We start from the raw sequence: 26444 nt of genomic DNA, 5'->3' as shown, positions 1-26444 counted from the left end.
GACCATAGAGCGTTGGAACCACCTGATCCCATCCCGAACTCAGAAGTGAAACGATGCATCGCCGATGGTAGTGTGGGGTTTCCCCATGTGAGAGTAGGTCATCGTCAAGATTAAATTCCGAAACCCCAATTGCGAAAGCAGTTGGGGTTTTGTTTTTGGCGTAGAAAAAGCAAGCTCAATCGAGCACAAATTGGCGCAGTTATTTTTGTCCCGGGACACTAGAATAGGTCCAACTTTTTCAGAGTCAGAGCGCTTATGCCGGATTCGGTTGACGCCAAAGAGCTGTCAGAATTACCACTTGAAAGTCTGGTTGCCTGCCATGAGTGCGACTTGCTCATGCGCAAGCCAGAACTCGCCCACGGCGAAAAAGCCCTGTGCCCGCGCTGTGGCTACGAGCTTTATGCCAATCGGTACAACGTCGTACAGCGCAGTCTCGCCCTGGTCATAGCCGCCTTGTTGTTGTTTATTCCGGCGAACTTTTTACCCATCATGCAGCTCAATCTACTCGGGCAGTCTTCGCAAGACACTGTCTGGAGCGGCGTTGTCGCCCTTTTTGACACGGGCATGCAAAGCGTTTCAGTGATTGTATTCCTGTGCAGCATGGGGATCCCACTGCTCAAGCTGCTGTGCCAACTCGCCGTATTGTTGAGTATTCGTTTTGATGTCGGGCGCAGCTACGGTTTGTTGCTCTATCGCATTTATCACCATATACGCGAATGGGGGATGCTCGAGGTGTACTTCATGGGCGTGCTGGTGGCGATCGTCAAGCTGGCAGATATGGCAGCCATCACCGTCGGCCTCGGCCTGGCGTGCTTCATTGGTTTATTGCTGATTCAAGTCTGGCTGGAAGTCGTAATGTCGCCTCACCAGATCTGGCAAGCGTTATCAGGAGAGGATGCCCATGCGGGCGATTGATGCAGGCATTCTGATTTGCAAGGAATGTCATGAATTGAACAGGCAGGATGCTGATACCGACGAGCAGGTCTGTACACGCTGCGGAGCGTTGGTGCATGCCCGCAGCCCGAATAGCCTGGTGCGCACCTGGGCATTGCTGATTACCGCCGCCATTCTTTACATACCGGCCAATTTGTTGCCGATCATGACCGTGAACTCCCTCGGCAAAGGAGCGCCCAGCACGATCATGGCGGGTGTGATCGAGTTGGTGCACTACGGCATGTTCCCCATTGCGGCCGTGGTGTTTATCGCCAGTATCGTGGTGCCCACGTTCAAGCTGGTGGGCATTGCTCTGCTGCTGTTTTCCGTGCAGCGCCGTCAGCCCCTTTCGGCTCGCCAGCGGATCTGGATGTACCGTTTCATTGAATTCATCGGCCGCTGGTCGATGCTCGATATCTTTGTGATTGCCATCCTCGTGGCGGTCGTGAATTTTGGGCGGCTTGCCAGCATCGAAGCCAATCTTGGCGCCATCGCCTTCGCCTCGGTGGTGATTCTGACGATGCTTGCCGCAGTAACTTTTGATCCCCGACTGATTTGGGATAACACGGAGTCGGACGACGACCATGACTGATTTGCCTGTAGCGAAAACCCGACCGGCTTCGAACTGGTCTGCCATTTGGGTGTTGCCCCTGATCGCTTTGATCATCGGCGGCTGGCTCGGCTGGCGTGCGTATAACGAGACCGGTATCGAGATTCAGGTACGCTTTGAAAGTGGCGAAGGCATTCAGGCCAACAAGACCGAAGTTGTCTATAAAGGCATGCCGGTCGGCAAGGTAAAAAGCCTCAAGCTCGATGACGAAGGCAGTTCCAAAGGCGTGATCGCCAGCATCGAAATGAACAAGGACGTGGAGCAATACCTGCGCACCAGCACGCGTTTCTGGCTGGTCAAGCCGAGCGTGACGTTGGCAGGGATTACCGGTCTTGAGACGCTGGTTTCGGGCAACTACGTTGCGATCAGTCCGGGCGAGGGAGAACCGGTTCGCAAGTTCAAGGCCCTGGCCCAGGAACCGCCGCTATCCGATGCCCAGCCCGGTCTGCACCTGACCATCAAGGCTGACCGCCTGGGCTCGCTGAACCGTGGCAGTCCGGTGTTTTACAAACAGATCAAAGTGGGCCAGATCAAAAGCTATGTGTTGTCCGAGGACCAGAGCACCGTCGAGCTCAAGGTCTTCATCGAGCCGACTTACGCCAAACTGGTGCGCAAACACACACGTTTCTGGAATGCCAGCGGCATCAGCATCGACGCCAATCTGTCGGGTGTGAAGATTCGCAGTGAATCCCTGGCCAGCATTGTCGCCGGTGGTATTGCGTTCGCCACACCCGAAAACCGTAAGGAAAGCCCGCCTACCGACCCAAGCTTGCCGTTCAGACTCTATGAAGACTTCGATGCGGCGGCGGCCGGTATCCGGATCAAGGTCAAGCTCAGCGACTTCGAAGGCTTGCAGGCCGGTCGTACGCCGGTGATGTACAAAGGCATTCAGGTCGGCAATCTCAAGGCGCTGAAGGTTGATCCCGACCTGTCCGGGGCCACCGCCGAGTTGACGATGGACCCGTTGGCCGAGGATTACCTGGTCGACGGTACGCAGTTCTGGGTGGTCAAACCGTCGATTTCTCTCGCCGGGATTACCGGTCTCGAGGCGCTGGTCAAAGGTAACTACATCGCTGTGCGTCCTGGCGACAAGGGGGCCGCTCCGCAACGCGAGTTCGTGGCGCGGCCCAAGGCACCACCCTTGGATCTGCGTGCGCCGGGCCTGCACCTGGTGTTGTTCACCGAAAACCTGGGTTCGCTGGAAGTCGGCAGCCCGGTTCTCTACAAGCAGGTCAAGGTCGGTTCGGTACAGAGCTATCAGTTCTCGCGCACCAAAAAGCAATTGATCATCGGCGTGCATATCGAGAAGGAATACGAGGATCTGGTCAACGCCTCGACACGCTTCTGGAATGCCAGCGGCATCACGCTCTCGGGTGGGCTGACCGGTGGCATTCAAGTCAAGAGTGAATCGCTGCAAAGCCTGATGGCCGGTGGTATTGCGTTTGAAACCCCGGAAGCCAAGGCGCCGCTACAAAAGCGCATTCCACGTTTCCGCTTGTTCGCCAGCCATGACGACGCCACGCAAAAGGGCGAGGTGATTACCATCAAGGTCGATCGCGCCGATGGATTGCGTACGGGCACGCCGATTCGCTTCAAGGGCCTGGATGTCGGCAAGATCGAGGACGTTGACCTGAGTGACGACCTGCAATCGGTGCTGCTGACCGCGCGGATTACCGAAGTGCCGGAGCGCATCGCCCGGGTCGGCAGTCAGTTCTGGGTGGTCAAGCCTGAACTGGGGCTGATCAAGACATCGAACCTTGAAACCCTGGTGACCGGGCAATACATCGAAGTGCTGCCAGCTGCCAAGAATCTGGGGCCGCAGAAAAGCTTCATGGCCCTGGCTAGCCCGCCTGAAGCTGTAAAGCGTGAAGACGGTTTGAGTCTGGTGCTCAGCGCCGCTCGTCGCGGTTCGCTGAAGGCCGGTGTGCCGGTGACGTATCGCGAAATCACGGTGGGCAAGGTAACGGGTTATGAACTGGGGCAGACCGCTGATCGTGTGCTGATCCATATCCTGATCGAGCCGAAGTACGCGCCACTGGTGCGTAGCGGCACGCGGTTCTGGAACACCAGCGGTTTCGACTTCGATGTCGGACTGTTCAGAGGTGCAACGGTGCGCACTGAATCCCTGGAGACGATGATTCAGGGCGGTGTCGCCTTCGCCACGCCGGACGGCGAGCGCATGGGCAGCCCGGCGCGACCGGAGCAGACGTTTGCGTTGTTCGACAAGTTCGAAGAGGAATGGCTGACCTGGGCGCCGAAGATCTCGCTTGGCAAGTAGTTTTTTGGTGTCTGTGCTGCCGTCTTCGCGAGCAGGCTCGCTCCCACAATGGATTGCGTTACACCGATCTGATGTGGGAGCGAGCCTGCTCGCGAAGAGGCCTTCAAATGCACCGAAAGCCTAAAAACTAGTCGAAAAAAAGGCCGCGATCCAATGGACCGCGGCCTTTTTCATTGCCTTCGATTCAAGCCTCAGACCGCATCCAGCTCCGGTTCATCCGCTTGTTCGTTGACCGTCGCCTTCACCTGGTCGTGACGACGGATGTACTTCCAGTCCGCCTCGTCGATGTAGATGCCGGCCGGGCCGCTGCCGCCTTCCAGGTCGATGGCGACACTGGCGCAGACCTGTGGCTTCACGCTCGCCAGGATCGGCACGAAACCCAGTTGCAAGCTGGTTTCCAGCAATGCGGCCTGGTTCTTCTCATCGATGTCCGCCGCCTCGTCAAGGTAGTACGGCAGGCGCACGCGACCGGCCTGGTCACGGTCCATCAAGTGCAGCAACAAGTACATGTTGGTCAGCGCCTTGATGGTCATGGTGGTGCCGTTGGACGCGGCGCCGTCGATGTCGGTGTGGATCACCGGCTGGCCGTTGACCTTGGTGATCTCGAACGCCAGCTCGAACAAGTCTTTGAGGCCGAGCTGGTTGTGGTTCGCCGCCACCAGTCGCGCCAGGTATTCCTTGGCTTCTTCGTTCTTGTTGTCCTGCTCGGCACTTTGGCTGAGGTCGAAGACCGACAGGGTTTCGCCTTCCTCGTACTGACCGGCGCTGTGGATGATCTGGTCGATGTGCTTGAGCGCTTCCTTGTTCGGCGCGAGCACGATGCGGAAGCTTTGCAGGTTGGAGACCTGGCGTTTGTTGATTTCGCGGTTGAACAGCGCCAACTGGTGTTCGAGGCTGTCGTAGTCGCTGCGGATGTTGCGCAGGGTCCGGGCGATGTCCGTCACGGCGGCACGGCGAGCCTTGCCCAGGGTCAGGGCTTCGTCGGTGCGGTGTGCATAGGCGTTGATCAACAGTTGCAGGCGACGCTCCATATCGTCCTCGCTGTCGAACTTGGCCACGCCCTTGAGGCGCACCTGAGCGTACAGCGCTTCAATCTGGCCGTCGGCCCGCAGCAAGCCTTGCCAGCTGTCCTGATAGTCGTTGAGCAGCGGCAGCAGGTTGTCCATGGAGTCGTCGATCGGGTCCATGAACGGCGTGCCGAACGGCAGGTCCGCCGGCAGCAACTGACGGCGGCGCAGGGCGTCGTCGAGGGTGCGTTGCTTGGCTTCCATGTCGCCGATCTGCCGGCCGACCAGTTGCAGCTTGGCCGACAGTTGCTGGACGCGTTCGGTAAAGGCGTCGCTGGAACGCTTCAATTCGTCCTGTGCGGCTTCCATCTGAGCCATCTGTTCCAGCTTGTCGCCTTCTTCGGCGCTCAGGGTTTGCGCGCGACGGAAATCTTCCAGGGCTTTCTGCGCATCCAGCACTTGTTGGTACAGCACTTCGGTCTGGGTCTTGCTCGCGGCGCGGTCGGCAGCCACGGCTTGCTGGGTTTTCAGTTGCTTGAGTTCTTTTTCCAGGCGTTCTTTCTGGTCGCGCAGGGCCGCACGGTCAGCCAGGGCCTGCAAGGCCGGCGGTTCGATGTGCGAGATGTCGATGGACAGGCCCGGCACTTCGAAGCGTTCACCTTTGAAACCGTCGAGGATCAGCTCCACGGATTTCACCCAGTCGCCGTTTTCGTCGAGGGTGATGCCATGTTCGCCCAGCGGCAGGCTGAACAGTGCGCTGTTGAACAGGCGCATCAGGCGCTCGACGTCCTGCTGCGAGAACTCTTCTCGCAGTCGGGCGTAGCTGTTGTTGTCGGCGTGATCGAGCTGCTGCTTGACCGACTTCAGGCGTTTTTCCAGGTCGCGCAGGCGCTCGTCGAGGTCTTCGGCGCTGAACTGACGAGACTGCGCCAAGGCGCCAGCCAGTTCATCGTGGGCGTCCTTGGCGGCCAGCAGTTGCTGCTCCAGCACCTTGACGTCATCGACCAGAGCAAAGCGATGCTTGAGCACCGACAATTCGCCGAGCCAGCGCTGGATGCCGGTGATTTCCCGTTCCAGGCGCATCAGTTCCTGAGTGCCACCGCGCTGGTCGTTTTGCAGGGCGTCCTGCTCGTTGCGGTAGTGCTCGGCCTGAATGGTCAGCTCTTCCTTGCGCGCACTGGCGTAGTCCGACCAGGTGCCCAGCAACGAATCGAGCAGCGGCGAGATGCGGTGCAGCTTGCCGCGCAGAATGTCGCGTTGCTTCACGCCGTTGGCCAGCGCTTCGACCAACGGACCGGCGGCGACCAGCGAGTTGTAGTCCTGCTCCATGCGTCGTACATCGCGGAAGGCTTCTTCGCACGCGGCAATGTAATCGACGCTGCCGGATCGCAGGCTGTGTTCGAAGGCATCGAGGAACAGCTGCTTGAGTTTGGCCGCGGTGATTTCGCGCATGTGCAGCAGGTTGATGAACAGTGCGCGGAAGGTCTTCAGGCTCTGCTCGCTGGTGGAGCGCAGCGGGATCAGCGTCAGGTCGAGTGGAATCGAGGTGTGGCCACCGACCAGCAAGCGGCGCAGTTCGTCCGGCTTGAGTTCGTAGGCTTTCAGGCCTTCGCGTTCAAGATTGGTGAACAATTCTTTCTGACGCAGGCAGGTGTCGTTTTTCTGGTAGTGGGCCAGGTCCAGCTTGCCCGCGTAGGCAAAGAACTGGTGACCGAAACCACCACCGGGGCCGCGACCGACCACGCCGATCACATGCGGACCGTGGGGCAGGTTGACTTCCACCAGGATGTAGCTGGTGTCCGAGGCGAAGTAGAAGCGCCGGGATTGTTCCAGGCTGTACTTGCCGAAGCTCATGTCCGACATGCGCGCCAGGATCGGGAACTGCAAGGCGTTGATCGAGGCGGATTTACCGAGGTTGTTCGCGCCGTACACCGACAGCGGCTCCTCGAGCGGGAACAGGCCGAGGCTGTAGCCGGCGGTGTTCAAAAGGGCAAAGCGGCGGATGCCGTAACGTTCCTTGCTCATGCGTCGAGCTCCTGTTCTTCGGCAATGGCCCGGGCCAGGGCGTCTTCTTCGCTTTCACTTTCGAATTCGCTCAAGTCGAGCGGGTCGTCGGTCTGCAGCAGTTTTTCGTCGCTGTCTTCGTCGATCAGTACCGGCACCGGCAACGGCAGGACGCTGTGCAGGCTGGCGGCCAGATCGCGGTCCTGCTGCACCGACAGACACACATCGAGGAAACGGTGCATCGGCGGCAGAAAGCGGTAGACGCCGTTTTCTTCACTGGCGAAACCGAGTTGGGTCATGCGGCGCATGATCTTTTCTTCCAGCTCGTCCTGGGTCTGCACTTCGGCCTGGATGAACAGGTCACGGTACTTTTCCAGCAGCGACGGCAGCTCATCGCGGCCGAGGCTGCCACCGTCGAGCACGGAGATCGGGTCGCGGCCCTGGTCGGCCAGGTGCTCGACGAGGATGAAGGTGAACAGTGCCAGGCGCTGGGCGGTCTTGTTCACCGCCGCTGCCGCGAGGTCCGGCACGAAGTAGTAGAAGCCGCGGGTGTCGCAGACCAGTTCAAAACCCAGTGCCTTGAACAGCGTGCGGTATTGGTCCTGAAAGTTCGACAACTGTGCGTACAGCTCCGGATCGCGGCGGCTGACGTGGTAACCCTTGAACAGCTCGCGAAAGATCGGCGCCAGATGGGACAGTTCGGATAGATCAAGATGCATAAGGAGTGCTCGCAGAATTCTCGGCGGCGTCATCGCTGACCGAGAGCAGGGCGAAGGAGCGCAGGCTGACCTGGTGCTCGTGAGTATGGTATTCGCGACGTTCCAGACGCTCGCGCTTGAAGCGTTTTTCCCGCGACAGGCGCGAGAACCAGTACAGCAATTCGTCGGTGGCGCCGTCCGGTTCCTGCTCCAGCAGCCAGGTCATCAGGTCCGGCATCGGCAGGGCGTCTTCGCAGCGTTCGAGCATTTCCCGAACAGTGCGTGGCGCCCGTGGGGCTTCGCCTTTTTGCGTTTTGTGGGCCTTGGGGAAACGCGCCGGTTTCGGTTCGAAGCGCGCCAGGGCGTAAACGTAGGCTTCAACCTGACTGGCGCTGCCGAGGAACGTGCTTTGCGGCCGTGTGAACAGCGGCATCGCCGCTTGTGGTACGGCGTCGATGCCCTTGCGCCGGATGGCGGCCAGGGCCAGCGCCGCGCCACGGGTCACGGCGTTGTGCCGGCGGGCCTCTTCACGCAACGGCAAGAGCAGCTCGCGGGCATGACGCAGGGTCAACTGGGCGCTGGTCTGCATTTCGAGGATGCGCGCGTGGGTGCGCAGCAGCATGTCGTCGTCGACCAGGTGGCCGAGGCGCTGCTGTTCGCTGAGCATCTTCAGCAGCACGGTTTCAACCTTGCGCACGCCTTGTTCGAAGGCGCCGTCGGCGTTCACCAGATCAATCATCGGCTCGACGTATTCGTCCCAGGTCGCCAGCACTTCCGCGTAACGCTGGCGCAACGGAATCTGCCGGTCGCTGGTTTTCGCCCGTTCGGCGACGGCCACCAGTGCCTGTTCGTCGTTATCGAGTTTTTTCAGCACGTCACGCACGCGCATGTCGAGCAGGCGCAACTGGCGGGCCAGGTCATTGCCGTCACGGATGTCGAACGCGTCCTGGATATAGCCGGCCAGACGCTCAAGGTGGCGCAGGTAGGCTTCGATCTCCAGGCACAGGCCCAGGCGGTGTTCACGGCGCAGATAGGCGAGGAAGTCGTGAATCTGCGCATTGAGCTCGAAACGGTTCGGGCTTTTGGCCACGGGAACCAGGATGTCGAGGCGAATCCACACGTCGAGCAGGCTGGTAATGTCCTGCGGCGTGCTGTCGAGTTGCTGGGCGGCCAGTTGCGTGCGCAGTTCGTTGAGGCTCAGTGTGCCTTGGTCGAAGTGCTCGCACAGTGGCTCCAGAAGTGCCCAGTGTTCAGCGAGGGCGCGCAAGACGCGCTTGGGTTCGATCATCGGAATGGCCGGCTGGTTGGCGATTAAAAGCAGCGATTGTACTGCATCGGGGGCAATGCGATTCACTCTCGGGACGGGCTGTTGTTTTTTCTGTCCGTGAAGTCTATCGATCAACAGCGCGCGATCTTGTGCGAACGGCGGTAGAATCAGCGCACTTTAGTTATCCACAAGTGGCCGACCTTTGCTTATCGAGTCCCGTCGTCGCGCTTATTTGAACGCCATGCAGGTGGTCAACTGGCTGCCGCGCACCGAATTGCCCTTTGCTGCGCCGTCACGCCCCGAGCTGCTGGAGATACCCGAGCCGGCCGTGGTCGCGCCTGTCGTGCCGGCTGTCGTGGCTGAGACGCCCGTGGCGCCTGAGGTCAAACCGGCCGAGCGGGTGAAGATCGAGGTGCCGCGACCATCGCTGGCGAGCACCCGCACCGGTGCCAAACCGGTGGAAGAGGCCGAAGAGGCACCCGTCGTGGTCAAGGCGCCGGTCGTGCCGCCGCCGCGTTTTGCCCTGCAGTTGTTGCGGGCCGGGCGTTGCCTGCTGCTGGTGGAGTTACCCACAGGCGAACCCTTCCAGACCCGCGACCCTGCTTATCTGCTGCTCAAGGACATGCTGCGCGCCGCGGGTCTGCCGGACAGCCCGCAGATCGTCGGCGAGCCGGTGCGCTGGCCGCTGCTGGTGCGTGGCACGATGGACCAGGGCCCGGAAGCGGCCCGCGACTTCGTGCAAGGTTTTCTATCGGTGCGCATGGAAGAAACGCCCTGCGCCTGCCTGTGGCTGATAGGCCTGCCCGCCGTGCGTTTTGCCGGCGAAGCGGATGCCGAGGCGTTCAATCGCGAGTTGCAGATCGAAGGCCTGGGCTCGGCCTGGGCGGTACCGGGCCTGGAATTATTAATGGAAGAGCCACAGCGTAAGGCTGATGTTTGGCAAGCCATGCGTCGGCTGATGGCGCGCTGGAAAGAATCGAATGAGTGACGCTGTATCGTTTCGCCCGATGACCGAGGCGGACCTGGAAAACGTGCTGAAAGTCGAGTACGCGGCCTATAGCCATCCCTGGACCCGCGGGATTTTCCTCGACGGCCTGGGCAAGTACCAGATCTGGCTGATGTTCGAAGGCCAGCAACAGGTGGGCCACGGTGTGGTGCAGATCATCCTCGACGAGGCGCACCTGCTGAACATCACTGTCAAGCCGGAAAACCAGGGCCGCGGCCTGGGGCTGACATTGCTGGAGCATTTGATGTCGATTGCCTACAAGGCCGACGCCCGGGAGTGTTTCCTGGAAGTGCGCGACAGCAATACCGCGGCGTTCAAACTGTACGAGCGTTATGGTTTCAACGAAATCGGCCGGCGCCGGGATTACTACCCGGCGGTGGGCGGGCGCGAAGATGCGGTGGTCATGGCCTGCACATTGGTCGATTGAGCTCAAAAGCTCTTCGCGAGCAGGCTCGCTCCCACAGAGATTTGTGTCGTACATAAAACCTGTGGGAGCGAGCCTGCTCGCGATGGCGATCTTTCAGGCACTGAAGATCAGCGCTTGCCGTCCATCGGATCGCGCCGCGCCATTTCCGCCTCATCCAGGCCATTGCCACCGCCAATATCGTCCTCATCGACGATGCTCAGGTCCCAATCCGCGCGTTTATCATTGCCCGCCTCATGGGCATCCCGGGCGCCGTCTTCACGGATCAGGGTTTCCGGGCTCAGGTCGTCGTCGGTAGGTTGATGGTCGCCGGTCGAGGCCCCCGTCAGGCCCGCTTCACGTCCGCGGCGGCGCGGCATCAGTTGTTCGCGCTCGTTTTCCGGCAGTTCGTCACCGATCCTGGCGCTGGGTTCTTCGGTTTCGAAATCCAGCTCACGCACCGAGCCCATGCGGTCTTCGTTATCATCGACGGGTTCCGGTTGCACCGCATCGTAAGGACGTCGTGAATCATTCATGGCAATTCCTCATACTGTAGGCCTTACTACGGTTGACCCACGTGGCTACCGAGAATTCCACCGGCATGGAGCCCGTGTTCCGGATCAGGAGAGCATCCGCATTTCGCGCGTGACCCCGACGGACAGTTGTCAGTCAAAGCTGCGCATCATTCTTGAGGCTTCAGAGCATGAACGAATTACAAGATCTGATTGATAACAACGAGCGATGGGCCGCTGCGATCAAGGAGGAAGATCCTGACTTCTTCGCCAAGCTGGCCCGCCAACAGACCCCGGAGTTCCTGTGGATCGGGTGTTCCGATGCCCGGGTACCGGCCAACGAGATCGTCGGCATGCTGCCGGGGGATCTGTTCGTACACCGTAATGTGGCCAACGTCGTGCTGCACACCGACCTCAACTGCCTGTCGGTGATTCAGTACGCGGTCGACGTACTCAAGGTCAAGCACATCCTAGTCACCGGCCACTATGGCTGCGGCGGCGTGCGCGCCTCGATGCAGGATCGCCAGTTCGGCCTGATCGACGGCTGGCTGCGCTCGATTCGCGACCTGTATTACGAAAAGCGCGAAGAACTCGCCAAACTGGCCACTGAAGAAGAGCGGGTCGACCGTCTCTGCGAACTCAACGTGATCCAGCAAGTGGCCAACGTCGGGCACACCAGCATTGTGCAAAACGCCTGGCACCGTGGGCAGAGCCTGTCGATCCATGGCTGCATCTACGGTATCAAGGACGGTCGCTGGAAGAGCCTGAACGCTACCATCAGCGGCTTCGAGCAATTGCCGCCGCAGTACCGCCTGCGTCCGTTCGAACCCCTGTAAAGCCCTTCAGCGCGGACTTTGCCGACGCCACTGTTGCAAAAACAGCTGGCCGTCGGCGTTCGGCGCTTCATCGAAGCCGGTGATCCAGCCCCGACAGTTGTACGAACCGCAGCGGCAGGCGAACTGGCGCAGCAGTTTGTCCTCCGTGGCGGCGTAATCCATCGACAGCCAGTCACCTTTCTGAATGTCTTTGAGCGCCCACAACCACAGCTCACTCATGTCGAGAAATACGTTCGGGTCGCAAGAGTGGCGCAGCAGCCCACAGAAATGCGGGTCATGGACATGAATATCTCGGGCCAGTTGTCGGGTATGCCGGCCACGACAGGGCAGCAAATGCCCCGATACCCGGCAGATCCGGCTTATGCGGGGAAACTCGCGCAACGCTGCCGCGGCCATGGGTGTGCCTTGGTCGTTCGAGAGAATCTCGAAATCGGCCAGGGTTGGATATCCGAGGTGCGGGGGTAACTCCACAAAAGGGTAAACACCCTGCGGCGGTGGTGCGGGAGACTTGCGCAGTGCATCGGCTTTCATAACGATCCCTGTCGGCTGGGTGCTGCGACTTCCATCGGCTGACGGTCCAGTCAGCGCTGCAGCACATGGGTACGGCCCAAGCCTCTCGCAGATATTGCGGGCGGTCTACTGTCATAACTGACAGATGGACTGCCGATAGTCGATTTACAGCGGTGGCGCGGGCAGGGCGGTGGCCGGTGCGGGTGCCTTGAGCTGTTTGAGCTGCAACTGGATCGCTGCTGTCGAGCATTTGGCCGCCGCCTGTCCTGGCGTCAGGTTGCGAATCGAGGTGTAGAACAGCGCACAGGTTTTTTCCTTCTCGGCCACTTGCCAGGTTTGTGTGCAGGTTTTCAGCTCTATATCGGCATTGCTGTCCGGTTGGCGGCCCATGACGGCCTGCCAGCAGGCGGCACTCAAATCCTGGCCCATGACTTTCAGCCCCGCCGCATCGGCCTTGGCCTTGGCATCGTTGCCGGAATAGCTTGCCGGATCGGAGGCATACCAGATGTAGCTTGGGTGGTTGGAGCCCAGCACCCGCACTTTCACCCCGTCACTCGGGCTGATCGTCGCCAGCCCCAGCACATTCACGGTCGCCCCGTATTGTTGCTTGATCCAGTCACGCACCGGTGAGCCGAAGGCGACCATCGGCAATGTTTCACCGCTGGCGTGCAGGCTGACGTTCCTGACCATGGTGGTCTGGTACTCGTTGAAGTAGCTGTAGACGCCCTCCAGGTCCTTGCCGGCGTTGGAGGGGGCGGCGATAGGGGCGATGTCGATGATGGTCTGAAAGGCCGGCGTCTGCTCGGCCGGGATGCCATTGACGGTGAGCAGCGAGGCCCAACGATCCGTGGTGGCGGACTTCAGGTAATCCTGGGCCTGGGTCAACGAGTAGTCGGGCGGGAAGTGCAGTAACTCGACACTTTTGCGGTTCTCCAGGGCCATGCCCAGCGGCAGGAACAGGTACCAGCTGTACGCCCACTTGCCGTCGGCATTCAGTTTGCTGGCGCCGTTATAGGCCAGGTCACCGGCATCGAGCAGCGCTGCCAAAGGTTTTTCATAGCCATTGGGCACGCCGATGATTTCCGCGTGGAGCTGACCGTTATCGGTTTTGACCAGAACCTTCGCGTCGCCGTAGCCATCGCGCTGCACGCTCTGGGTCAGGTAATGCTCGACGGTTTGCTCGAGCGTCCAGTTGCGAAAGCAGATCACGTTGCAATTGTTGGGGTAGGCGAAGAGGCGGGTAACGCGTTCGGTCGTGCCCAGCTTCAAATTGACATCGGCGTGGGCGGTGGTGCTCAGGGTGAAGGCTGCGAGGGTGAGTGCCGCAAGTTTGAACATGCTCAGATCCTTTTCAGCGTATTAGACCAGCAGATACTGAAACCGACGGGCGGAACACAAGGGGCCGATCAAGGCCGGCCCCTTTCTGGGTTACGGCATGACTGGCGGCAAATACGCCAGCGTCGTCCCCAGTGCCCATAACAACACTAGCACCAGTGGCGTGTGTACCAGTAATTGCACGAACGAGAAGCCGATCAGGTCCCGCGCCTTCAGCCCCAGCACGCCCAGCAATGGCAGCATGTAGAAGGGGTTGATCAGGTTCGGCAAGGCTTCGGCGGCGTTGTAGATCTGTACCGCCCAACCCAGGTGATAGTTCAGGTCATTGGCCACCTGCATCACGTAAGGCGCTTCGATGATCCACTTGCCGCCACCGGACGGAATGAAGAAACCGAGGATCGCCGAGTACACGCCCATCAGCAGGGCATAGGTGTCGTGGGAGGCAATGCTGACGAAGAAGGTCGAGATGTGATGCGCCAGGGTCTGCGCATCGGCGCCCTTGACCGTGGTCATCAGTGCCGCGATCGAGCCATACAGCGGGAACTGGATCAACACTCCGGTGGTGGTCGGCACCGCACGGGACACGGCATCCAGAAAGCTGCGAGGGCGCCAGTGCAGCAGGGCACCGAGCATGATGAACAGGAAGTTGTAGGTGTTCAGCCCGGAAATCGCACTGATGGCCGGTTTGGTCGAAAACTCATGGAACAACCACCCGGCAGCCAGCAACACCAGAAGAATCGTCAGCAGCGGGCTGTGTTCCAGCCATTCGCCGGGGCGGGTGCGGGGCTGCAGCGGTGGCAGGTTGAAACTCGGGTCGACACCACAGGCCTTGGCGTCACGCGCCGAATTCGGGCCGGGGGCGGTGGCGTAGGCGATGATCAGCGAAATCACGATCAAGGCCAGCAACATCACGCCGGACTGCCAGAGAAAGATCGTCTGGGTGAATGGAATCACCCCGGTGATCGACAGAATCGAGGGCGGCAGGCTGGCCGGGTTGGCCTGCAATTGAGCGGCCGATGACGACAGGCCCAGGGCCCACACGGCACCGAGCCCCAGGTAGGCGGCGGCACCGGCGGCACGGTAATCCATTTTCAGATCGGTGCGGCGGGCGAGGGCGCGCACCAGCAATCCGCCGAACACCAGGGACAAGCCCCAGTTGAGCAGCGAGGCGACCATCGAGATCAGTGCGACCCAGGCCACGGCAGAGCGGCCGTTTTTCGGGATTTTCGCCAGGCGGTCGATCAGTTTCACCGCCGGCGGTGAACTGGCGACCACATAACCGCCGATCACCACGAAGGCCATCTGCATGGTGAAGGGGATCAGGCTCCAGAAGCCATCACCGAATGCCATGGCGGCGTCGGTGGGCTTGGCGCCCATGGCCATGGTGGCCACCGCCACGATAATCACCGCCAGGGCAGCAAACACCCAGGAGTCGGGGAACCAGCGTTCGGCAAAACTTGAGCAGCGCAGGGCAAAGCGGGCGGAGCGGCTATCTTCGATATCAGCGGCCACGGGAGTACCTCGGATTTTTATGTTTGTTGTGGTCTTCGGGGCAGTAACCGCCCGTCTGGACAGACGCCAACATTAATTCAAGCCGTGGATTTTTGCGGGGCTGATTTGTGGCTATGGGACTTTGGTCTAACGGGTTGTCCGCCAGCGCGTTTGCGTAGACCATGGGCGCCTTGGTTTTTGCCTGTGCCAGAGTTCTTTACATGACTGCCAACACCGATTCGCGCCCGGCGCCCTTCAGCCGCTCGGACTACAAGACCCTGGGGCTTGCCGCCCTCGGCGGGGCGCTGGAAATCTACGACTTCATCATTTTCGTGTTTTTCGCCCTGACCCTCAGCCAGTTGTTCTTCCCGCCGGAAATGCCCGAGTGGCTGCGCCTGCTGCAAAGCTTCGGGATTTTCGTCACCGGTTACCTGGCGCGACCGTTGGGCGGCATCCTGATGGCGCACTTCGCCGATCGCCTGGGGCGCAAGAAGGTCTTCAGCCTGAGCATCCTGATGATGGCGTTGCCCTGCCTGCTGATCGGGATCATGCCGACCTACGCGCAAATCGGTTATTTCGCCCCCTTGTTGCTACTGGTCCTGCGCGTTCTCCAGGGTGCGGCGGTGGGCGGCGAAGTCCCGAGTGCCTGGGTTTTCGTCGCCGAGCATGCGCCGATCGGTCACCGAGGTTATGCCCTGGGTTTCCTGCAGGCAGGGCTGACTTTCGGCTATCTGATCGGTGCATTGACCGCGACCTTCCTGGCGCAGGCCTTCACTCCGGTGGAAATTCTCGATTACGCCTGGCGTTACCCGTTCCTGCTCGGCGGCGTGTTTGGTGTGATCGGCGTCTGGCTGCGTCGCTGGCTCAGCGAAACCCCGGTGTTCATGGCCATGCAGGCGCAGCGCGAGGCGGCCGGAGAACTGCCGCTGCGCACGGTGTTGCGCGAGCATCGGCTGGCCATTTTGCCAGCGATGATTCTCACCTGTGTGCTGACCTCGGCCGTGGTGGTATTCGTGGTCATTACCCCGACCATGATGCAAAAAACCTTTGGCATGACCGCCAGCCATACCTTCGCCTTGAGCGCACTGGGCATCGTGTTCCTGAACATCGGCTGTGTGCTCGCCGGGCTGCTGGTCGACCGCATTGGCGCCTGGCGCACGGTGATGCTCTATAGCCTGCTGCTGCCGCTGGGCATCGGTGTGCTTTACAGCTGCCTGATCATGGGCGGTGACTGGATCGGCCTGGCTTACGCCGTGGCAGGGCTGGCCTGCGGGGTGGTCGGCGCGGTGCCATCGGTGATGGTCAGCCTGTTCCCGGCGCGAATTCGCGTTTCGGGCATCTCGTTCACCTACAACATTGCCTACGCTGCGTGGGCGAGCATCACGCCGCTGTTGTTGATCGGCCTGATGCCGTGGAGTCCGTGGATCTGCGTGATGTTCAGTGCAGTGATGGGCGCGGTGGGCGTGGGCAGTGCGGCGTACTTCGGTGTGCGGATGCCAAGAATCGCAGGCTGTTCTGCCGCTGGCGCGCATTGATCGGGCGCGTCGTCACTATTTTTGTAGGACAAATCTGAATTACGCTTAAGAAAATGTTTCCAAGGCCGATGGTTAGGCTGCATATCGCTTTCTATCCCTGTCCATCGGTGCTTTCCCATGTTCAATAAACGCTTGAAGCAGGAGCTGTCGGCTCTTCGTGAAGAACTCTCCAGCCTCCAGCAAGTGAAGGAAAGTCTGGAAAGCGAGATGCTGGTGCTGACCCTCGATAGCGATGGACGAGTTCAGTCGGTCAATCAGAATTTCCTTGGCGAAATGCATTACAAGAGCGGCGACCTGATTGGCCGGCACATCGACGACCTCGTCCCGGAACACGTGAAATTCGACGAATTCCAGCAGCGCTTCAAGAACGCGCTGACCCGTGGCGAGCACTTCGCCGGTGCGGTACGGCTGTTGCGCGGCACGGGGCAGGAAGCCTGGTTGCGTTCGATCCTGCAGCCAGTGCGCTCGGCAGATGGGCGGATCAAGTGTTTCTCGATCTTCTCCAGCGACCTGACCCGCACCATCGAGGCCTCCCGCGAACACGAGAACCTGATCGGTGCGCTGGTCCGCTCCACGGCGGTGATTGAATTCGACCTCAACGGCAACGTGCTGACCGCCAACGACCGCTTCCTCGGTGGCATGGGTTACAGCCTGGCGCAGATCAAAGGCAAACATCACCGCACCTTCTGCCAGCCGGAGGAATACAACAGTGCCGAGTACCAGAACTTCTGGCGTCGCCTGAACGCGGGTGAGTACGTGGCCGGCCGTTTCAAGCGTGTCGACAGTCATGGTCGTACCGTCTGGCTTGAGGCGTCCTACAACCCGGTGGCCGATGCCAACAATAATCTCTACAAAGTGGTGAAGTTCGCCACGGTGATTACCGATCAGGTCAATCAGGAACAGGCCGTCGCCGAAGCCGCCAACATTGCCTACAGCACCTCGCAGCAAACCGACCAAAGCGCCCAGCGCGGTAACGCCGTGGTGACCCAGGCCGTGGACGTGATGCGTGACCTGGCCAAACACATGCAAACCGCCGGCGACGGCATCGAAGCCTTGAACGAGCAGTCGCTGGTGATCGGTACCATCGTCAAAACCATCAGCGGCATTGCCGAACAGACCAACCTGCTGGCGCTCAACGCGGCCATCGAAGCGGCGCGTGCGGGCGAGCAGGGTCGCGGTTTCGCCGTGGTGGCGGATGAAGTCCGGCAACTGGCGTCGCGCACCAGCCAGGCCACCGACGAAATCGTCCTCGTGGTACGGCAGAACCAGGACATGGCGCGCAACGCCGTGGCATTGATGACCGATGGCAAACTCCAGGCCGAACAGGGCCTGGCGCTGGCGGCGGAAGCGGGCACGGTGATTGTCGAGATCCAGGACGGCGCCCAGAAAGTGGTCAATGCGGTGGGGCAGTTTGCCAATCAGTTGTCCAACTAGATTCTGATTGTCAGGAGATCGCAGCGTGTACGCCAATCCAATGTAGGCGCTGCCGCAGGCTGCGATCTTTTCATTTGGGATGTCGCTACAATCGGCTCCTTTCCCCCAGGAGCAGACTTCCATGAGCGCTTCCCACCGCCGTCCGGTTCCCTTGTCCAAGGCTTATCGTCTGCTCAATCATGGCCCGACCGTGCTGGTCAGCGCCGCCCACGATGGCCGGCGCAACATCATGGCGGCAGCCTGGGCCATGCCGCTGGATTTCGAACCACCGAAAATTGCCGTGGTGCTGGACAAGTCCACCTGGACTCGCCGGTTGCTGGAAGCCTCGGGCACTTTTGTGCTGAATGTTCCTTGCGCTGCCCAGGCCGACATTGTGCAGACCGTTGGTTCGACCTCCGGCCTGGAATTGACCCAGGGCCAGGGCCGTGACAAGTTCGCGACCTACGACTTGCAGACCTTCACCGGTGAATCGGTCGATGCGCCGATGCTCGAGGGCTGCGTGGCCTGGCTGGAGTGTCGCCTGTTGCCAGAACCGAACAACCACCAGCAATACGATCTGTTCCTGGCCGAAGTGATTGCCGCCCAGGCCGACGAGCGCGTTTTCAGCGAAGGGCGCTGGCACTTCGAAGGCCAAGATGCCTTGCGCACCTTGCACCATGTGGCGGGCGGGCACTTCCTGACCATTGGCGAGCCGGTGGACGGCAAGACCTTACAGCCTTAAGGTTTCGACTATTCAGGTTGTAAGCACATTCACCAGGAGGCCAGGCGATGAAAAAACTGCGTGTAGGGATAATCTTTGGCGGGCGTTCGGCAGAGCACGAAGTGTCGCTGCAGTCGGCGAAGAATATTGTCGATGCCCTCGATCGCTCGCGCTTCGAGCCAGTGCTGATCGGCATCGACAAACAAGGCCACTGGCACCTCAACGACCCTTCCAACTTTTTGCTGAATCAGGAAAACCCGGCGCTGATCGCCCTCAATCAGTCCAATCGCGAACTGGCCGTGGTGCCCGGAAAAGCCAGCCAGCAACTGGTGGAAACCAGCAGTCAGGAAATGCTCGGCCACGTCGATGTGATTTTCCCGATCGTCCACGGCACCCTCGGCGAAGACGGTTGCCTGCAAGGTTTGCTGCGCATGGCCGATCTACCGTTTGTCGGCTCCGATGTGCTCGGCTCGGCCGTGTGCATGGACAAGGACATCAGCAAGCGCCTGCTGCGTGATGCCGGCCTGGCCGTGACGCCGTTCGTGACATTGACCCGCGCCTCGGCGGCGCGCACCGGGTTTGCCGAGGTTCAGTCCCGGCTCGGTTTGCCGCTGTTCGTCAAGCCGGCGAACCAGGGCTCTTCCGTGGGCGTGAGCAAGGTCACCGACGAGGCCGAATACAGCGCAGCGGTGGAGCTGGCGTTGAGTTTCGATACCAAGGTGTTGATCGAATCCGCCGTCAGCGGCCGCGAGATTGAATGCGCAGTGCTCGGCAATGAAGAGGCGATCGCCAGTGGTTGCGGTGAGATTGTGGTGCGCAGCGGGTTCTATTCCTACGACAGCAAATACATCGACGACACGGCTGCTGAGGTCGTGGTGCCGGCCAATATCAGCGTCGAGGCCAGCGAGCGTATTCGCGCCCTGGCTGTTGAGGCGTTCCAAATCCTGGGCTGCTCCGGCCTGGCCCGTGTCGATGTGTTCTTGACCGACAGTGGCGAAGTGCTGATCAACGAAATCAACTCGCTGCCCGGTTTCACCCGCATCAGCATGTACCCGAAGTTGTGGCAGGCCACCGGCATGACCTACAGCGAGCTGGTGACGCGGTTGATCGAACTGGCGCTGGAAAAACATCAGGTTCGGCAGGGGTTGAAGATCAGTCGTTGAGTGCGCTGCTGAAGTTCGCTGGCTCTTAAACAAAAGGTTCTTCACGCATTCCTGGGGAATTGTAGGAGCCGGCTTGCTGGCGATGGACTCAAGGGCGCCGCGTTTATCCGGTTTACACGCGTTATCGTTAACCACCATCGCTGGCAAGCCAGCTCCTACAAGGGACCGTGCCCACGCTGAAAATGAAGTGACCCGGGAAACTGTAGGAGCCAGCTTGCTGGCGATGGACGCAAGTGCGCCGCGTTTATCCGGTTTACACGCGTTATCGTTAACCACCATCGCTGGCAAGCCAGCTCCTACAAGGGACCGTGCCCACGCTGAAAATGAAGCGCCCCGGCAAACTGTAGGAGCCGGCTTGCTGGCGATGGACTCAAGGGCGCCGCGTTTATCCGGTTTACACGCGTTATCGTTAACCACCATCGCTGGCAAGCCAGCTCCCACAGGGGACCGTGCCCACGCTGAGAATGAAGTGACCCGGGAAACTATAGGAGCCAGCTTGCTGGCGATGGACGCAAGTGCGCCGCGTTTATCCGGTTTACACGTGTTACCGTTAACGACCATCGCTGGCAAGCCAGCTCCTGCAGAAGACCGCGTCCGAGTCGAAAGTGAAGTGAGCTCCAGGCCGGTGAAGGCCCCAAAAAAGGGCCTGCTCACTGGCAGGCCTTTCATCATTCCAGCGCGTGACTCAATCCCCCAGCGCCTGCCCCTCACGCCGCGGGTCGGCACCTCCCGTCAGTGATGCTTTGCCTTGGGCGTCCTTGACCCGAACAATCGCCTGGGTGCCGCTGGTCATGTCGATTTCGCTCACGCTGTGCCCTCTGTCTTTCAGCGCCTGAATCAGCGCGGGGCTGAACTGGCCCTGTTCCAGCTCTGTCGGGCCGTTGCGGCTGCCGAAGTTGGGCAGATTAATGGCCGCTTGCGCATCGAGATTCCAGTCGAGCAGGCCGATGGTCGATTTGGCCACGTATTCGATGATTTGCGAGCCGCCGGGGGAGCCGACAGTGGCGAGGAATTCGCCGCTCTGGCGGTCGAAGATCAGGGTCGGCGCCATGGACGAGCGCGGGCGTTTGCCGGGTTCGACGCGGTTGGCGACTTTCTGCCCGTTTTCCTCGGGGATAAACGAGAAGTCGGTCATCTCGTTATTGAGCATGAAACCCTGAACCATGATGTGGGAGCCGAACGCCGATTCGATGGTGGTGGTCATCGACACGGCGCCGCCTGCGTCATCGACGGCCACCACTTGCGAGGTGGAAATCCGCAGCGGCGAACGGTCCGGCGCATAGGCCACCCGGATGCCCGGCGGCGTGCCGGGTTTGGCCGTGCCCATGCTGCGTTCGCCGATCAGGGCGGCGCGGCTGGCGAGGTAGGCCGGGTCGACCAGGCCCTTGACCGGCACGGGCACGAAGTCGCTATCGGCCAGGTACTGCGCGCGGTCAGCGTAGGCCAGGCGTTCGGCTTCCGAGATCAGGTGCACGGCTTGCGGGTCGGGTTCGCTGCCGGCCGGGGCAGTGGTCTTGACCGGCTTCAGCGGTGCCAGCGCCAGGCGCTTGTCGCGAGCCTCCAGGGCTTGCAGCGTGCCGAGGATCTGCGCCACGGCGATCCCGCCCGACGACGGTGGCGGCATGCCGCAGACCTGCCAGCGTTTGTAGTCGGTACACAGCGGTGTGCGTTCCTTGGCCTGATAGTTGGCGAGATCGGTCAGGGACAGGCTGCCGGGGTTGGCGTGGCCCTGGACCTTGGCGGCGATTTCCTCGGCGACCGGGCCTTTGTACAGGGCATCCGGGCCTTCGCGGGCGATGCGTTTGAACACCGCCGCCAGTGCCGGGTTCTTCAGGTGGGTGCCGACGGCTTTCGGGCTGCCATCGGCATTGCGGAAGTAAGCCATCATTTCCGGTGAGCGTGGCATGGACGAATCCGCGGCGATCAACTGGTGCAGGCGTGGCGAAATGGCAAAACCTTGCTCGGCGAGCCGGATGGCCGGTTCAAACAGCTGCGCCCAGGGCAGGCGTCCGTGTTTTTGATGGGCCAGTTCGAGGGCGCGCAATACGCCGGGCGTGCCCACCGAGCGGCCGCCAATCTGCGCCTGGGTAAAGCCCATCGGTTGTCCATTGGCTTGCAGGAAAAGCTTCTCGGTGGCACCGGCCGGGGCGGTTTCACGGCCGTCGTAGGTGCGCACGGCCTTGCCATCCCAGAGTACGATCAATGCGCCACCGCCGATGCCCGACGACTGTGGCTCGACCAGCGTCAACACCGCTTGCATCGCGATCGCGGCATCGATGGCCGAGCCGCCCCGGCGCAGCATCTCCCGCCCGGCTTCGGCCGCCAGCGGGTTGGCCGCCGCGGCCATGAATTTCTCGGCGTGTTGAGTTTTCAGGTCGGTGCGGAAACCGGAAGCGCTTTCCGGGGCGAGCGGCAGCGTCGGCACCGAAGCGTTATTGCATGCGGCCAGGGTCAAGGCACTGATGACCAGTGCCAGGGCAGGCAGGCGATGGCGGTGCAAAGCGAAGATTGAGAACACGTGGGGCACTCCGTCCGTTGGATCTACGATCAGTGGACTTTATCGGCCGACCGGGAGGGACGCAAACCGGGCCCCACGGCACTGACGTTTTTGTCCTTCATCAATGGCAGGAATTTCTGTAGGGTCGTTGCCAACAGGCAGGCCAGAAAATCAACAAGAGGCAGACATGCAGACAGAGTTCCCAACCCAGCCCGGCTACCGCACCCAGCGTGAACAGTTCCTGGCCGCAGCGGCTGCCGCAGGCGCAACCTTGACTGAATATCCACACCCGCTCAAAGGTCCGTTCGGTGAATCGCTGAGTACCGATGTGGCGGTGTTGGGTGATCCGCGCGCCAAGCGCCTGTTGATTACGCTCAGCGGCACCCACGGCGTTGAAGGCTTCTATGGCTCGGGCTGCCAGATCAAATGGCTGCAGGAGCTGGGCAAGCGTTCCCTGCCAACGGATGTCGCCGTGGTCATGGTCCATGCCATCAACCCCTGGGGCATGGCATGGTTGCGCCGGGTCAACGAAGACAACATCGACCTGAACCGCAATCACCTGGATTTCCAGCGATCGCTGCCGGACAACCAGGCCTATAACGCCCTGCATGAAATCTATGCCTGTCCGCAGTTGCACGGCCCCGAGCGTGAGCGTGCCGATGCCTTGCTCGACGAGCAGATTCGCCTGCATGGCTGGCCAGCGGTGATGTCGATTGTCGAGGGCGGTCAGCATGCTCACCCCGATGGCCTGTTCTATGGCGGGCTGGCGCCGAGCTGGTCGAACCGCACGCTGCACCGGATCGTGCAACAGCACGTGGCGCATGCGGAAGTGGCCATGTGTTTCGACTTGCACACCGGCGCGGGTGAATACGGTCATCCGATGTTGCTGACCATCACCGAGTCCGCCTATCCGGCGCTGCCGGATGCGCAGGCGATCTACGGGCCGTGGCTCTACAGCCTGCAAACCGGCGCCGATACCGTCAGCGAAACTGGCGTGGCGGCAACGGCCACCGGATACACATCGCAGGCGTTGATCGATGCGCTGCCGCAGGTACGATTGATGCCTTTCGTCATCGAGTGCGGGACGTATCCGGGGCCGGACGTTCACCGCCATTTGCGCGATGACCACTGGCTGCATTTGCACGGCAACCCGAGTGACGCAGTGGGGCGTGGGATCAAGTTGAATCTGCTGGAGCAGTTCTATCCGGCCGATAGCGATTGGCAGTCGATGGTCTGGTTGCGCACGTGGCAGATCTGGGAGAGGGCGTTGTCGGTATTGCCGACCGTGTAGGAGCGAGCTTGCTCCGGGCGGCGTTCCGACGATGGACACAAGAGCGCCGCGTTTAACCAGTAAACACGCGTTATCGTTAACGACCATCGTCGGAACGCCGCCCGGAGCAAGCTCGCTCCTACATACAGGCATAAAAAACGCAGGCATAAAAAAACGGCCTACCTTTCGGTAAGCCGTTTTTAGTACTTGGTGGCTACACAGGGACTTGAACCCCGGACCCCAGCATTATGAATGCTATGCTCTAACCAACTGAGCTATGTAGCCAAGTGGCGCGCATTATTCACCGGTAACGGGGATGCGTCAAGCATAAATCTAAAATATTTCTCTGCGCTTTCAACCGTTTATCAAAATCTACCTTCCAAGCAGTGGTGAAGGGCAGCGCTGGAACCAGCGGCTGGCCTGTTCGTACGCGTGCGCCAATTGCAGCACAGCGAAGTCGGCCTGGTGTCTGCCGATGATTTGCAGGCCCATCGGCAGGCCGCTGGCGTTGAAGCCGACCTGTACGTTGGCCACCGGGCAGCCGGACAAGGTGCCGGGAATCACCACCTCCATCCAGCGGTGATAGGTGTCCATGTTCACGCCTTCAATGGAAGCGGGCCACGCCTGGGTCTTGTCGAACGGGAATACCTGGGCGCTGGGCAACAGCAGGTAGTCATATTGTTCGAACAGCCTGGAGATCGCCCGATACCAGTCGCTGCGCGTCACTGACGCGGCAAACACTTCGCTGGCCGAGAGTTTCAGGCCGTTTTCCACTTCCCAGCAGGCTTCCGGTTTCAACAGCGCACGCTTTTGCGGGTCGGCATAGGTCGCGCCCAACGAGCCGGCGACCATCCAGTGGCGCAAGGTTCGCCAACTGCTCCACAGCTTCTCTGGCGCGAATTCGGATTGAGCCGGTTCAATGTGGCAACCCAGGCTTTCGAAGTCGGCAAAGGCCTTTTCGCACAGCGAGAGGATGCCTTTCTCCATCGGCAGGTAGCCGTTGAAGTCGCCGAGCCAGCCCAGGCGAGTGCCTTTGAAATCGCGATCCAGCGGCGCCGCAAAGGCACTGCCGGACTCGGCAATCGACAGCGGCGCCCGCGCATCGGCACCGGCCTGCACCGACAACAGCAACGCGGCATCGCGCACGCTGCGCGCCATGGGGCCTTCGTAGCCGAGTTGGTCGATAAACAGGTCGGCACTGTCATCGAAGGGCACGCGGCCCTGGGACGGACGGAAACCGAAGATGTTGTTGAACGCGGCCGGATTGCGCAGCGAACCCATCATGTCGCTGCCATCGGCCACCGGCACCAGGTGCATGGCCAGTGCCGCCGCTGCGCCACCGCTGCTGCCGCCAGCGGTCTTGCTCGGGTCGTAGGCGCAACCGGTCGCGCCGAACAGCGGGTTATAGCTTTGCGAGCCAAGGCCGAATTCCGGGGTGTTGCTCTTGCCGATGATGATCGCGCCGGCGCCCTTGATCCGTTCGACCATGATGCCATCGCGTTCGGGGATGAAGTCCTTGTACAGCGGCGACCCCAGGGTGGTGCGGATGCCGCGCGTCAGAGACAGATCCTTGATGGCATGGGGCAGGCCGTGCATCCAGCCACGGTATTGACCGCGGGCCAGCTCGGCATCGCGGACATCCGCCTGGGCCAGCAGGTCCTCAGGCGCTTGCAGGCTCACCAGCGCGTTGACCAGCGGGTTGAAGCGTTCGATATGGGCAAGATAAGTCTGCATCACTTCCCGGCAGGAAACCTGGCGCAGGCGGATGCGTTCGGCGAGCTCATGGGCCTGCAACAGGACCAGTTCGCTGATGTTATTGGAGTTCATTGCAAGCGGCCTTTCAGACGGCTGGAAAAACGCCCCGCCTTTGCGTCGGGGCGGTGGAGATCAACGCATCAGGTTGGTCCAGAGACGGTCGGCCAGGCGGATCGCGCCTTCACCGCAGGTCTTGCTGAACACCACCTGGGTGCCTTCGGGAATGTGCAGTTCCGGCGCGTCCTTGAGGCCTGCGTCGAGGAACGGCTCCACACCCTTGATCGGGCTCTGGTGCTTGAGGAAGTTCTGGGTCATCGCCGCGTTTTCAGGTTGGCTGAGGAACGCGATGAACGCTTTGGCGTTCGCCGGGTTCTTGCTACCGGTCGGGATGACCATGTTGTCGACCCAGGCCAGTACGCCTTCTTTCGGGTACAGGTATTTCAGGCTCGGTTTCATTTCCCGGGCGCGCATCGACGAACCGCCCCAGAAGGTCGACATGTCGATTTCACCGGATGCCAGGTTTTCGCGGATTGAACCTGCCTTGGAACTGTAGGTTTTGACGAAGGGTTTCTGTGCCTTGAGCAGGGTCAGGATCTGCTGCATCTGCTTCGGATTTTCACTGCACAGCGGAATGTTCAGGTACAGGCTGGCCATGTCCACCACGTCACTGACCGAATCGAACATGTTGATTCGCCCTTGCAGCTCGGCCGGTGGCTCGTAAAGCACCTTGAGGCTGTCGGCAGGGCCTTTGTAGCGCTCGGTATTGATCACCACGCTGGTGGTGCCCCAGATGAACGGTACGGAATAGGCGCCTTCCGGGTCCCAGGTCGGCTTTTTCAGGTTGTCGACGACGCCGGCATAGTAAGGCTCGTTGACCGGATCGAAACGCTCCAGCAGTTTTTCCTTGATCAGGATCGGAATGAACTGGTGGGAAGGGATCGCCACGTCATAACCGGCGCCGCCCTGTTTCAATTTGGCCAGCAGGGTTTCGTTGGAGTCGTAGGAGTCGACGGTGACTTCAATGCCGGTCTGTTTCTGGAATTTGGCGAGAATTTCCGGCGAAAAGTAACCGCTCCAGCTCACCACGTTGAGTTTTTCCGCGGCCTGAACACTGCCGGCCATGGTCAGCGGCAAGGTCAGGAACAACGAAGCGCCGATGCTTTTAATCCACTTGCTCATGCTATTTCCCCACAGTACGTA

At 60.7% G+C, this 26444-nt stretch carries 21 protein-coding genes, 1 tRNA gene, 1 rRNA gene and 1 pseudogene; 13 read left to right on the top strand and 11 right to left on the bottom strand.

Annotation, left to right across the window (positions count from 1 at the left end; translation table 11 throughout):
• From rrf to CD175_RS14685, 4 genes are all read left to right on the top strand, one after another.
• Positions 1–110: ribosomal RNA gene (gene rrf, locus CD175_RS14700) — 5S ribosomal RNA — on the top strand; the annotation flags it as partial.
• Between the two features lie 145 nt (positions 111–255).
• Positions 256–915, top strand: a complete 660-nt coding sequence (locus CD175_RS14695) for a paraquat-inducible protein A (protein WP_104449425.1) — start codon at positions 256–258, stop codon at positions 913–915.
• On the top strand, positions 902–1525 hold the full coding sequence (locus CD175_RS14690; RefSeq protein WP_104449424.1) for a paraquat-inducible protein A: 624 nt from the start codon (positions 902–904) through the stop codon (positions 1523–1525). Before CD175_RS14695 ends, CD175_RS14690 begins: the two co-directional genes overlap by 14 nt.
• Positions 1518–3821, top strand: coding sequence for a PqiB family protein (locus tag CD175_RS14685; protein ID WP_104449423.1), 2304 nt, complete (start codon positions 1518–1520; stop codon positions 3819–3821). The genes CD175_RS14690 and CD175_RS14685 overlap by 8 nt, the downstream gene beginning before the upstream one ends.
• A 191-nt stretch (positions 3822–4012) precedes the next feature.
• Here CD175_RS14685 and mksF read toward each other — a convergent pair whose 3' ends face one another.
• Genes mksF through mksB form a run of 3 tightly spaced genes read right to left on the bottom strand, consistent with a single transcriptional unit; the run spans position 4013 to position 8818 of the window.
• Positions 4013–6853 carry an Mks condensin complex protein MksF gene (gene mksF / locus CD175_RS14680; protein ID WP_102701500.1) on the bottom strand — a complete coding sequence of 947 codons (2841 nt, stop codon included), beginning with the start codon at positions 6851–6853 and terminating at the stop codon, positions 4013–4015.
• Positions 6850–7551, bottom strand: coding sequence for an Mks condensin complex protein MksE (gene mksE, locus CD175_RS14675; RefSeq protein ID WP_007978043.1), 702 nt, complete (start codon positions 7549–7551; stop codon positions 6850–6852). Before mksE ends, mksF begins: the two co-directional genes overlap by 4 nt.
• Complete coding sequence (gene mksB, locus CD175_RS14670; protein WP_167399525.1) at positions 7541–8818, bottom strand: Mks condensin complex protein MksB; 1278 nt, start codon at positions 8816–8818, stop codon at positions 7541–7543. The genes mksE and mksB overlap by 11 nt, the downstream gene beginning before the upstream one ends.
• Positions 8819–9038: 220 nt before the next feature.
• Between mksB and CD175_RS14665 the strand changes: the two genes are divergently transcribed.
• Complete coding sequence (locus tag CD175_RS14665; protein WP_104449421.1) at positions 9039–9785, top strand: energy transducer TonB; 747 nt, start codon at positions 9039–9041, stop codon at positions 9783–9785.
• Positions 9778–10230, top strand: coding sequence for a ribosomal protein S18-alanine N-acetyltransferase (rimI, locus tag CD175_RS14660; RefSeq protein ID WP_104449420.1), 453 nt, complete (start codon positions 9778–9780; stop codon positions 10228–10230). Before CD175_RS14665 ends, rimI begins: the two co-directional genes overlap by 8 nt.
• 107 nt (positions 10231–10337) lie before the next feature.
• Here the strand turns inward: rimI and CD175_RS14655 are convergent, their stop codons facing one another.
• Complete coding sequence (locus tag CD175_RS14655) at positions 10338–10742, bottom strand: serine kinase/phosphatase (protein ID WP_104449419.1); 405 nt, start codon at positions 10740–10742, stop codon at positions 10338–10340.
• Positions 10743–10909: 167 nt separating this feature from the next.
• Here CD175_RS14655 and can point away from each other — a divergent pair, with 167 nt between their 5' ends.
• A complete protein-coding gene (can, locus tag CD175_RS14650; protein WP_007978048.1) occupies positions 10910–11554 on the top strand; it encodes a carbonate dehydratase in 645 nt (214 codons plus the stop codon).
• A 6-nt stretch (positions 11555–11560) separates the two neighbouring features.
• Here the strand turns inward: can and CD175_RS14645 are convergent, their stop codons facing one another.
• The 3 genes from CD175_RS14645 to CD175_RS14635 all read right to left on the bottom strand — a co-directional run bounded on the left by CD175_RS14645 (position 11561) and on the right by CD175_RS14635 (position 14911).
• The gene (locus tag CD175_RS14645) at positions 11561–12085 is read right to left on the bottom strand and encodes an SET domain-containing protein-lysine N-methyltransferase (RefSeq protein WP_104449418.1); all 525 of its coding nucleotides are present in this window, start codon (positions 12083–12085) and stop codon (positions 11561–11563) included.
• A gap of 144 nt (positions 12086–12229) precedes the next feature.
• Complete coding sequence (locus CD175_RS14640; RefSeq protein WP_104449417.1) at positions 12230–13402, bottom strand: hypothetical protein; 1173 nt, start codon at positions 13400–13402, stop codon at positions 12230–12232.
• Positions 13403–13492: 90 nt separating this feature from the next.
• Positions 13493–14911 carry a short-chain fatty acid transporter gene (locus CD175_RS14635; protein ID WP_007978051.1) on the bottom strand — a complete coding sequence of 473 codons (1419 nt, stop codon included), beginning with the start codon at positions 14909–14911 and terminating at the stop codon, positions 13493–13495.
• A 200-nt stretch (positions 14912–15111) separates the two neighbouring features.
• On the opposite strand from CD175_RS14635, the gene CD175_RS14630 reads away from it, so the two are divergent.
• The 5 genes and pseudogenes from CD175_RS14630 to ddlA all read left to right on the top strand — a co-directional run bounded on the left by CD175_RS14630 (position 15112) and on the right by ddlA (position 19722).
• Positions 15112–16425 (top strand): MFS transporter, encoded by a 1314-nt coding sequence (locus CD175_RS14630; protein WP_104449416.1) that lies wholly within the window; start codon positions 15112–15114, stop codon positions 16423–16425.
• Positions 16426–16542: 117 nt separating this feature from the next.
• A pseudogene (locus tag CD175_RS32135) lies at positions 16543–17271 on the top strand (PAS domain-containing protein); the annotation flags it as partial.
• Positions 17251–17859 carry a methyl-accepting chemotaxis protein gene (locus CD175_RS32130; RefSeq protein WP_240628987.1) on the top strand — a complete coding sequence of 203 codons (609 nt, stop codon included), beginning with the start codon at positions 17251–17253 and terminating at the stop codon, positions 17857–17859. The pseudogene CD175_RS32135 and the gene CD175_RS32130, both read left to right, overlap by 21 nt.
• A 121-nt stretch (positions 17860–17980) precedes the next feature.
• Positions 17981–18580: a flavin reductase family protein gene (locus CD175_RS14620; RefSeq protein ID WP_104449414.1), complete on the top strand. Its 600-nt coding sequence runs from the start codon at positions 17981–17983 to the stop codon at positions 18578–18580.
• Positions 18581–18627: 47 nt separating this feature from the next.
• Positions 18628–19722 (top strand): D-alanine--D-alanine ligase, encoded by a 1095-nt coding sequence (gene ddlA, locus CD175_RS14615; RefSeq protein WP_104449413.1) that lies wholly within the window; start codon positions 18628–18630, stop codon positions 19720–19722.
• Positions 19723–20407: 685 nt separating this feature from the next.
• On the opposite strand, the gene ggt is transcribed toward ddlA, so the two are convergent.
• Positions 20408–22240 carry a gamma-glutamyltransferase gene (gene ggt / locus CD175_RS14610; protein WP_104449412.1) on the bottom strand — a complete coding sequence of 611 codons (1833 nt, stop codon included), beginning with the start codon at positions 22238–22240 and terminating at the stop codon, positions 20408–20410.
• A gap of 166 nt (positions 22241–22406) precedes the next feature.
• Between ggt and CD175_RS14605 the strand changes: the two genes are divergently transcribed.
• On the top strand, positions 22407–23510 hold the full coding sequence (locus tag CD175_RS14605; protein ID WP_104449411.1) for a DUF2817 domain-containing protein: 1104 nt from the start codon (positions 22407–22409) through the stop codon (positions 23508–23510).
• Positions 23511–23697: 187 nt separating this feature from the next.
• Here CD175_RS14605 and CD175_RS14595 read toward each other — a convergent pair.
• The 3 genes from CD175_RS14595 to CD175_RS14585 all read right to left on the bottom strand — a co-directional run bounded on the left by CD175_RS14595 (position 23698) and on the right by CD175_RS14585 (position 26423).
• Positions 23698–23774, bottom strand: a tRNA-Met gene (locus CD175_RS14595).
• 87 nt (positions 23775–23861) lie between these two features.
• Positions 23862–25316: an amidase gene (locus CD175_RS14590; RefSeq protein ID WP_104449410.1), complete on the bottom strand. Its 1455-nt coding sequence runs from the start codon at positions 25314–25316 to the stop codon at positions 23862–23864.
• 60 nt (positions 25317–25376) lie between these two features.
• The gene (locus tag CD175_RS14585) at positions 25377–26423 is read right to left on the bottom strand and encodes an ABC transporter substrate-binding protein (RefSeq protein ID WP_104449409.1); all 1047 of its coding nucleotides are present in this window, start codon (positions 26421–26423) and stop codon (positions 25377–25379) included.
• Positions 26424–26444 lie beyond the last annotated feature (21 nt).

The organism is Pseudomonas laurylsulfatiphila (genome assembly GCF_002934665.1).
Lineage (GTDB): Bacteria > Pseudomonadota > Gammaproteobacteria > Pseudomonadales > Pseudomonadaceae > Aquipseudomonas > Aquipseudomonas laurylsulfatiphila.
This window is presented reverse-complemented; position numbering and strand designations above follow the sequence as displayed.

What these genes read in the sequence shown, in the direction of transcription:
- CD175_RS14645 (WP_104449418.1), bottom strand. Translation starts at nt 12,085, where the DNA reads ATGAAAGCCGATGCACTGCGCAAGTCTCCCGCACCACCGCCGCAGGGT.
- CD175_RS14695 (WP_104449425.1), top strand. Translation starts at nt 256, where the DNA reads ATGCCGGATTCGGTTGACGCCAAAGAGCTGTCAGAATTACCACTTGAA.
- mksE (WP_007978043.1), bottom strand. Translation starts at nt 7,551, where the DNA reads ATGCATCTTGATCTATCCGAACTGTCCCATCTGGCGCCGATCTTTCGC.
- CD175_RS14665 (WP_104449421.1), top strand. Translation starts at nt 9,039, where the DNA reads ATGCAGGTGGTCAACTGGCTGCCGCGCACCGAATTGCCCTTTGCTGCG.
- ddlA (WP_104449413.1), top strand. Translation starts at nt 18,628, where the DNA reads ATGAAAAAACTGCGTGTAGGGATAATCTTTGGCGGGCGTTCGGCAGAG.
- CD175_RS14685 (WP_104449423.1), top strand. Translation starts at nt 1,518, where the DNA reads ATGACTGATTTGCCTGTAGCGAAAACCCGACCGGCTTCGAACTGGTCT.
- CD175_RS14640 (WP_104449417.1), bottom strand. Translation starts at nt 13,402, where the DNA reads ATGTTCAAACTTGCGGCACTCACCCTCGCAGCCTTCACCCTGAGCACC.
- CD175_RS14690 (WP_104449424.1), top strand. Translation starts at nt 902, where the DNA reads ATGCGGGCGATTGATGCAGGCATTCTGATTTGCAAGGAATGTCATGAA.
- CD175_RS14585 (WP_104449409.1), bottom strand. Translation starts at nt 26,423, where the DNA reads ATGAGCAAGTGGATTAAAAGCATCGGCGCTTCGTTGTTCCTGACCTTG.
- CD175_RS14605 (WP_104449411.1), top strand. Translation starts at nt 22,407, where the DNA reads ATGCAGACAGAGTTCCCAACCCAGCCCGGCTACCGCACCCAGCGTGAA.
- rimI (WP_104449420.1), top strand. Translation starts at nt 9,778, where the DNA reads ATGAGTGACGCTGTATCGTTTCGCCCGATGACCGAGGCGGACCTGGAA.
- can (WP_007978048.1), top strand. Translation starts at nt 10,910, where the DNA reads ATGAACGAATTACAAGATCTGATTGATAACAACGAGCGATGGGCCGCT.
- CD175_RS14590 (WP_104449410.1), bottom strand. Translation starts at nt 25,316, where the DNA reads ATGAACTCCAATAACATCAGCGAACTGGTCCTGTTGCAGGCCCATGAG.
- CD175_RS14630 (WP_104449416.1), top strand. Translation starts at nt 15,112, where the DNA reads ATGACTGCCAACACCGATTCGCGCCCGGCGCCCTTCAGCCGCTCGGAC.
- CD175_RS14655 (WP_104449419.1), bottom strand. Translation starts at nt 10,742, where the DNA reads ATGAATGATTCACGACGTCCTTACGATGCGGTGCAACCGGAACCCGTC.
- mksF (WP_102701500.1), bottom strand. Translation starts at nt 6,853, where the DNA reads ATGAGCAAGGAACGTTACGGCATCCGCCGCTTTGCCCTTTTGAACACC.
- CD175_RS14620 (WP_104449414.1), top strand. Translation starts at nt 17,981, where the DNA reads ATGAGCGCTTCCCACCGCCGTCCGGTTCCCTTGTCCAAGGCTTATCGT.
- mksB (WP_167399525.1), bottom strand. Translation starts at nt 8,818, where the DNA reads ATGATCGAACCCAAGCGCGTCTTGCGCGCCCTCGCTGAACACTGGGCA.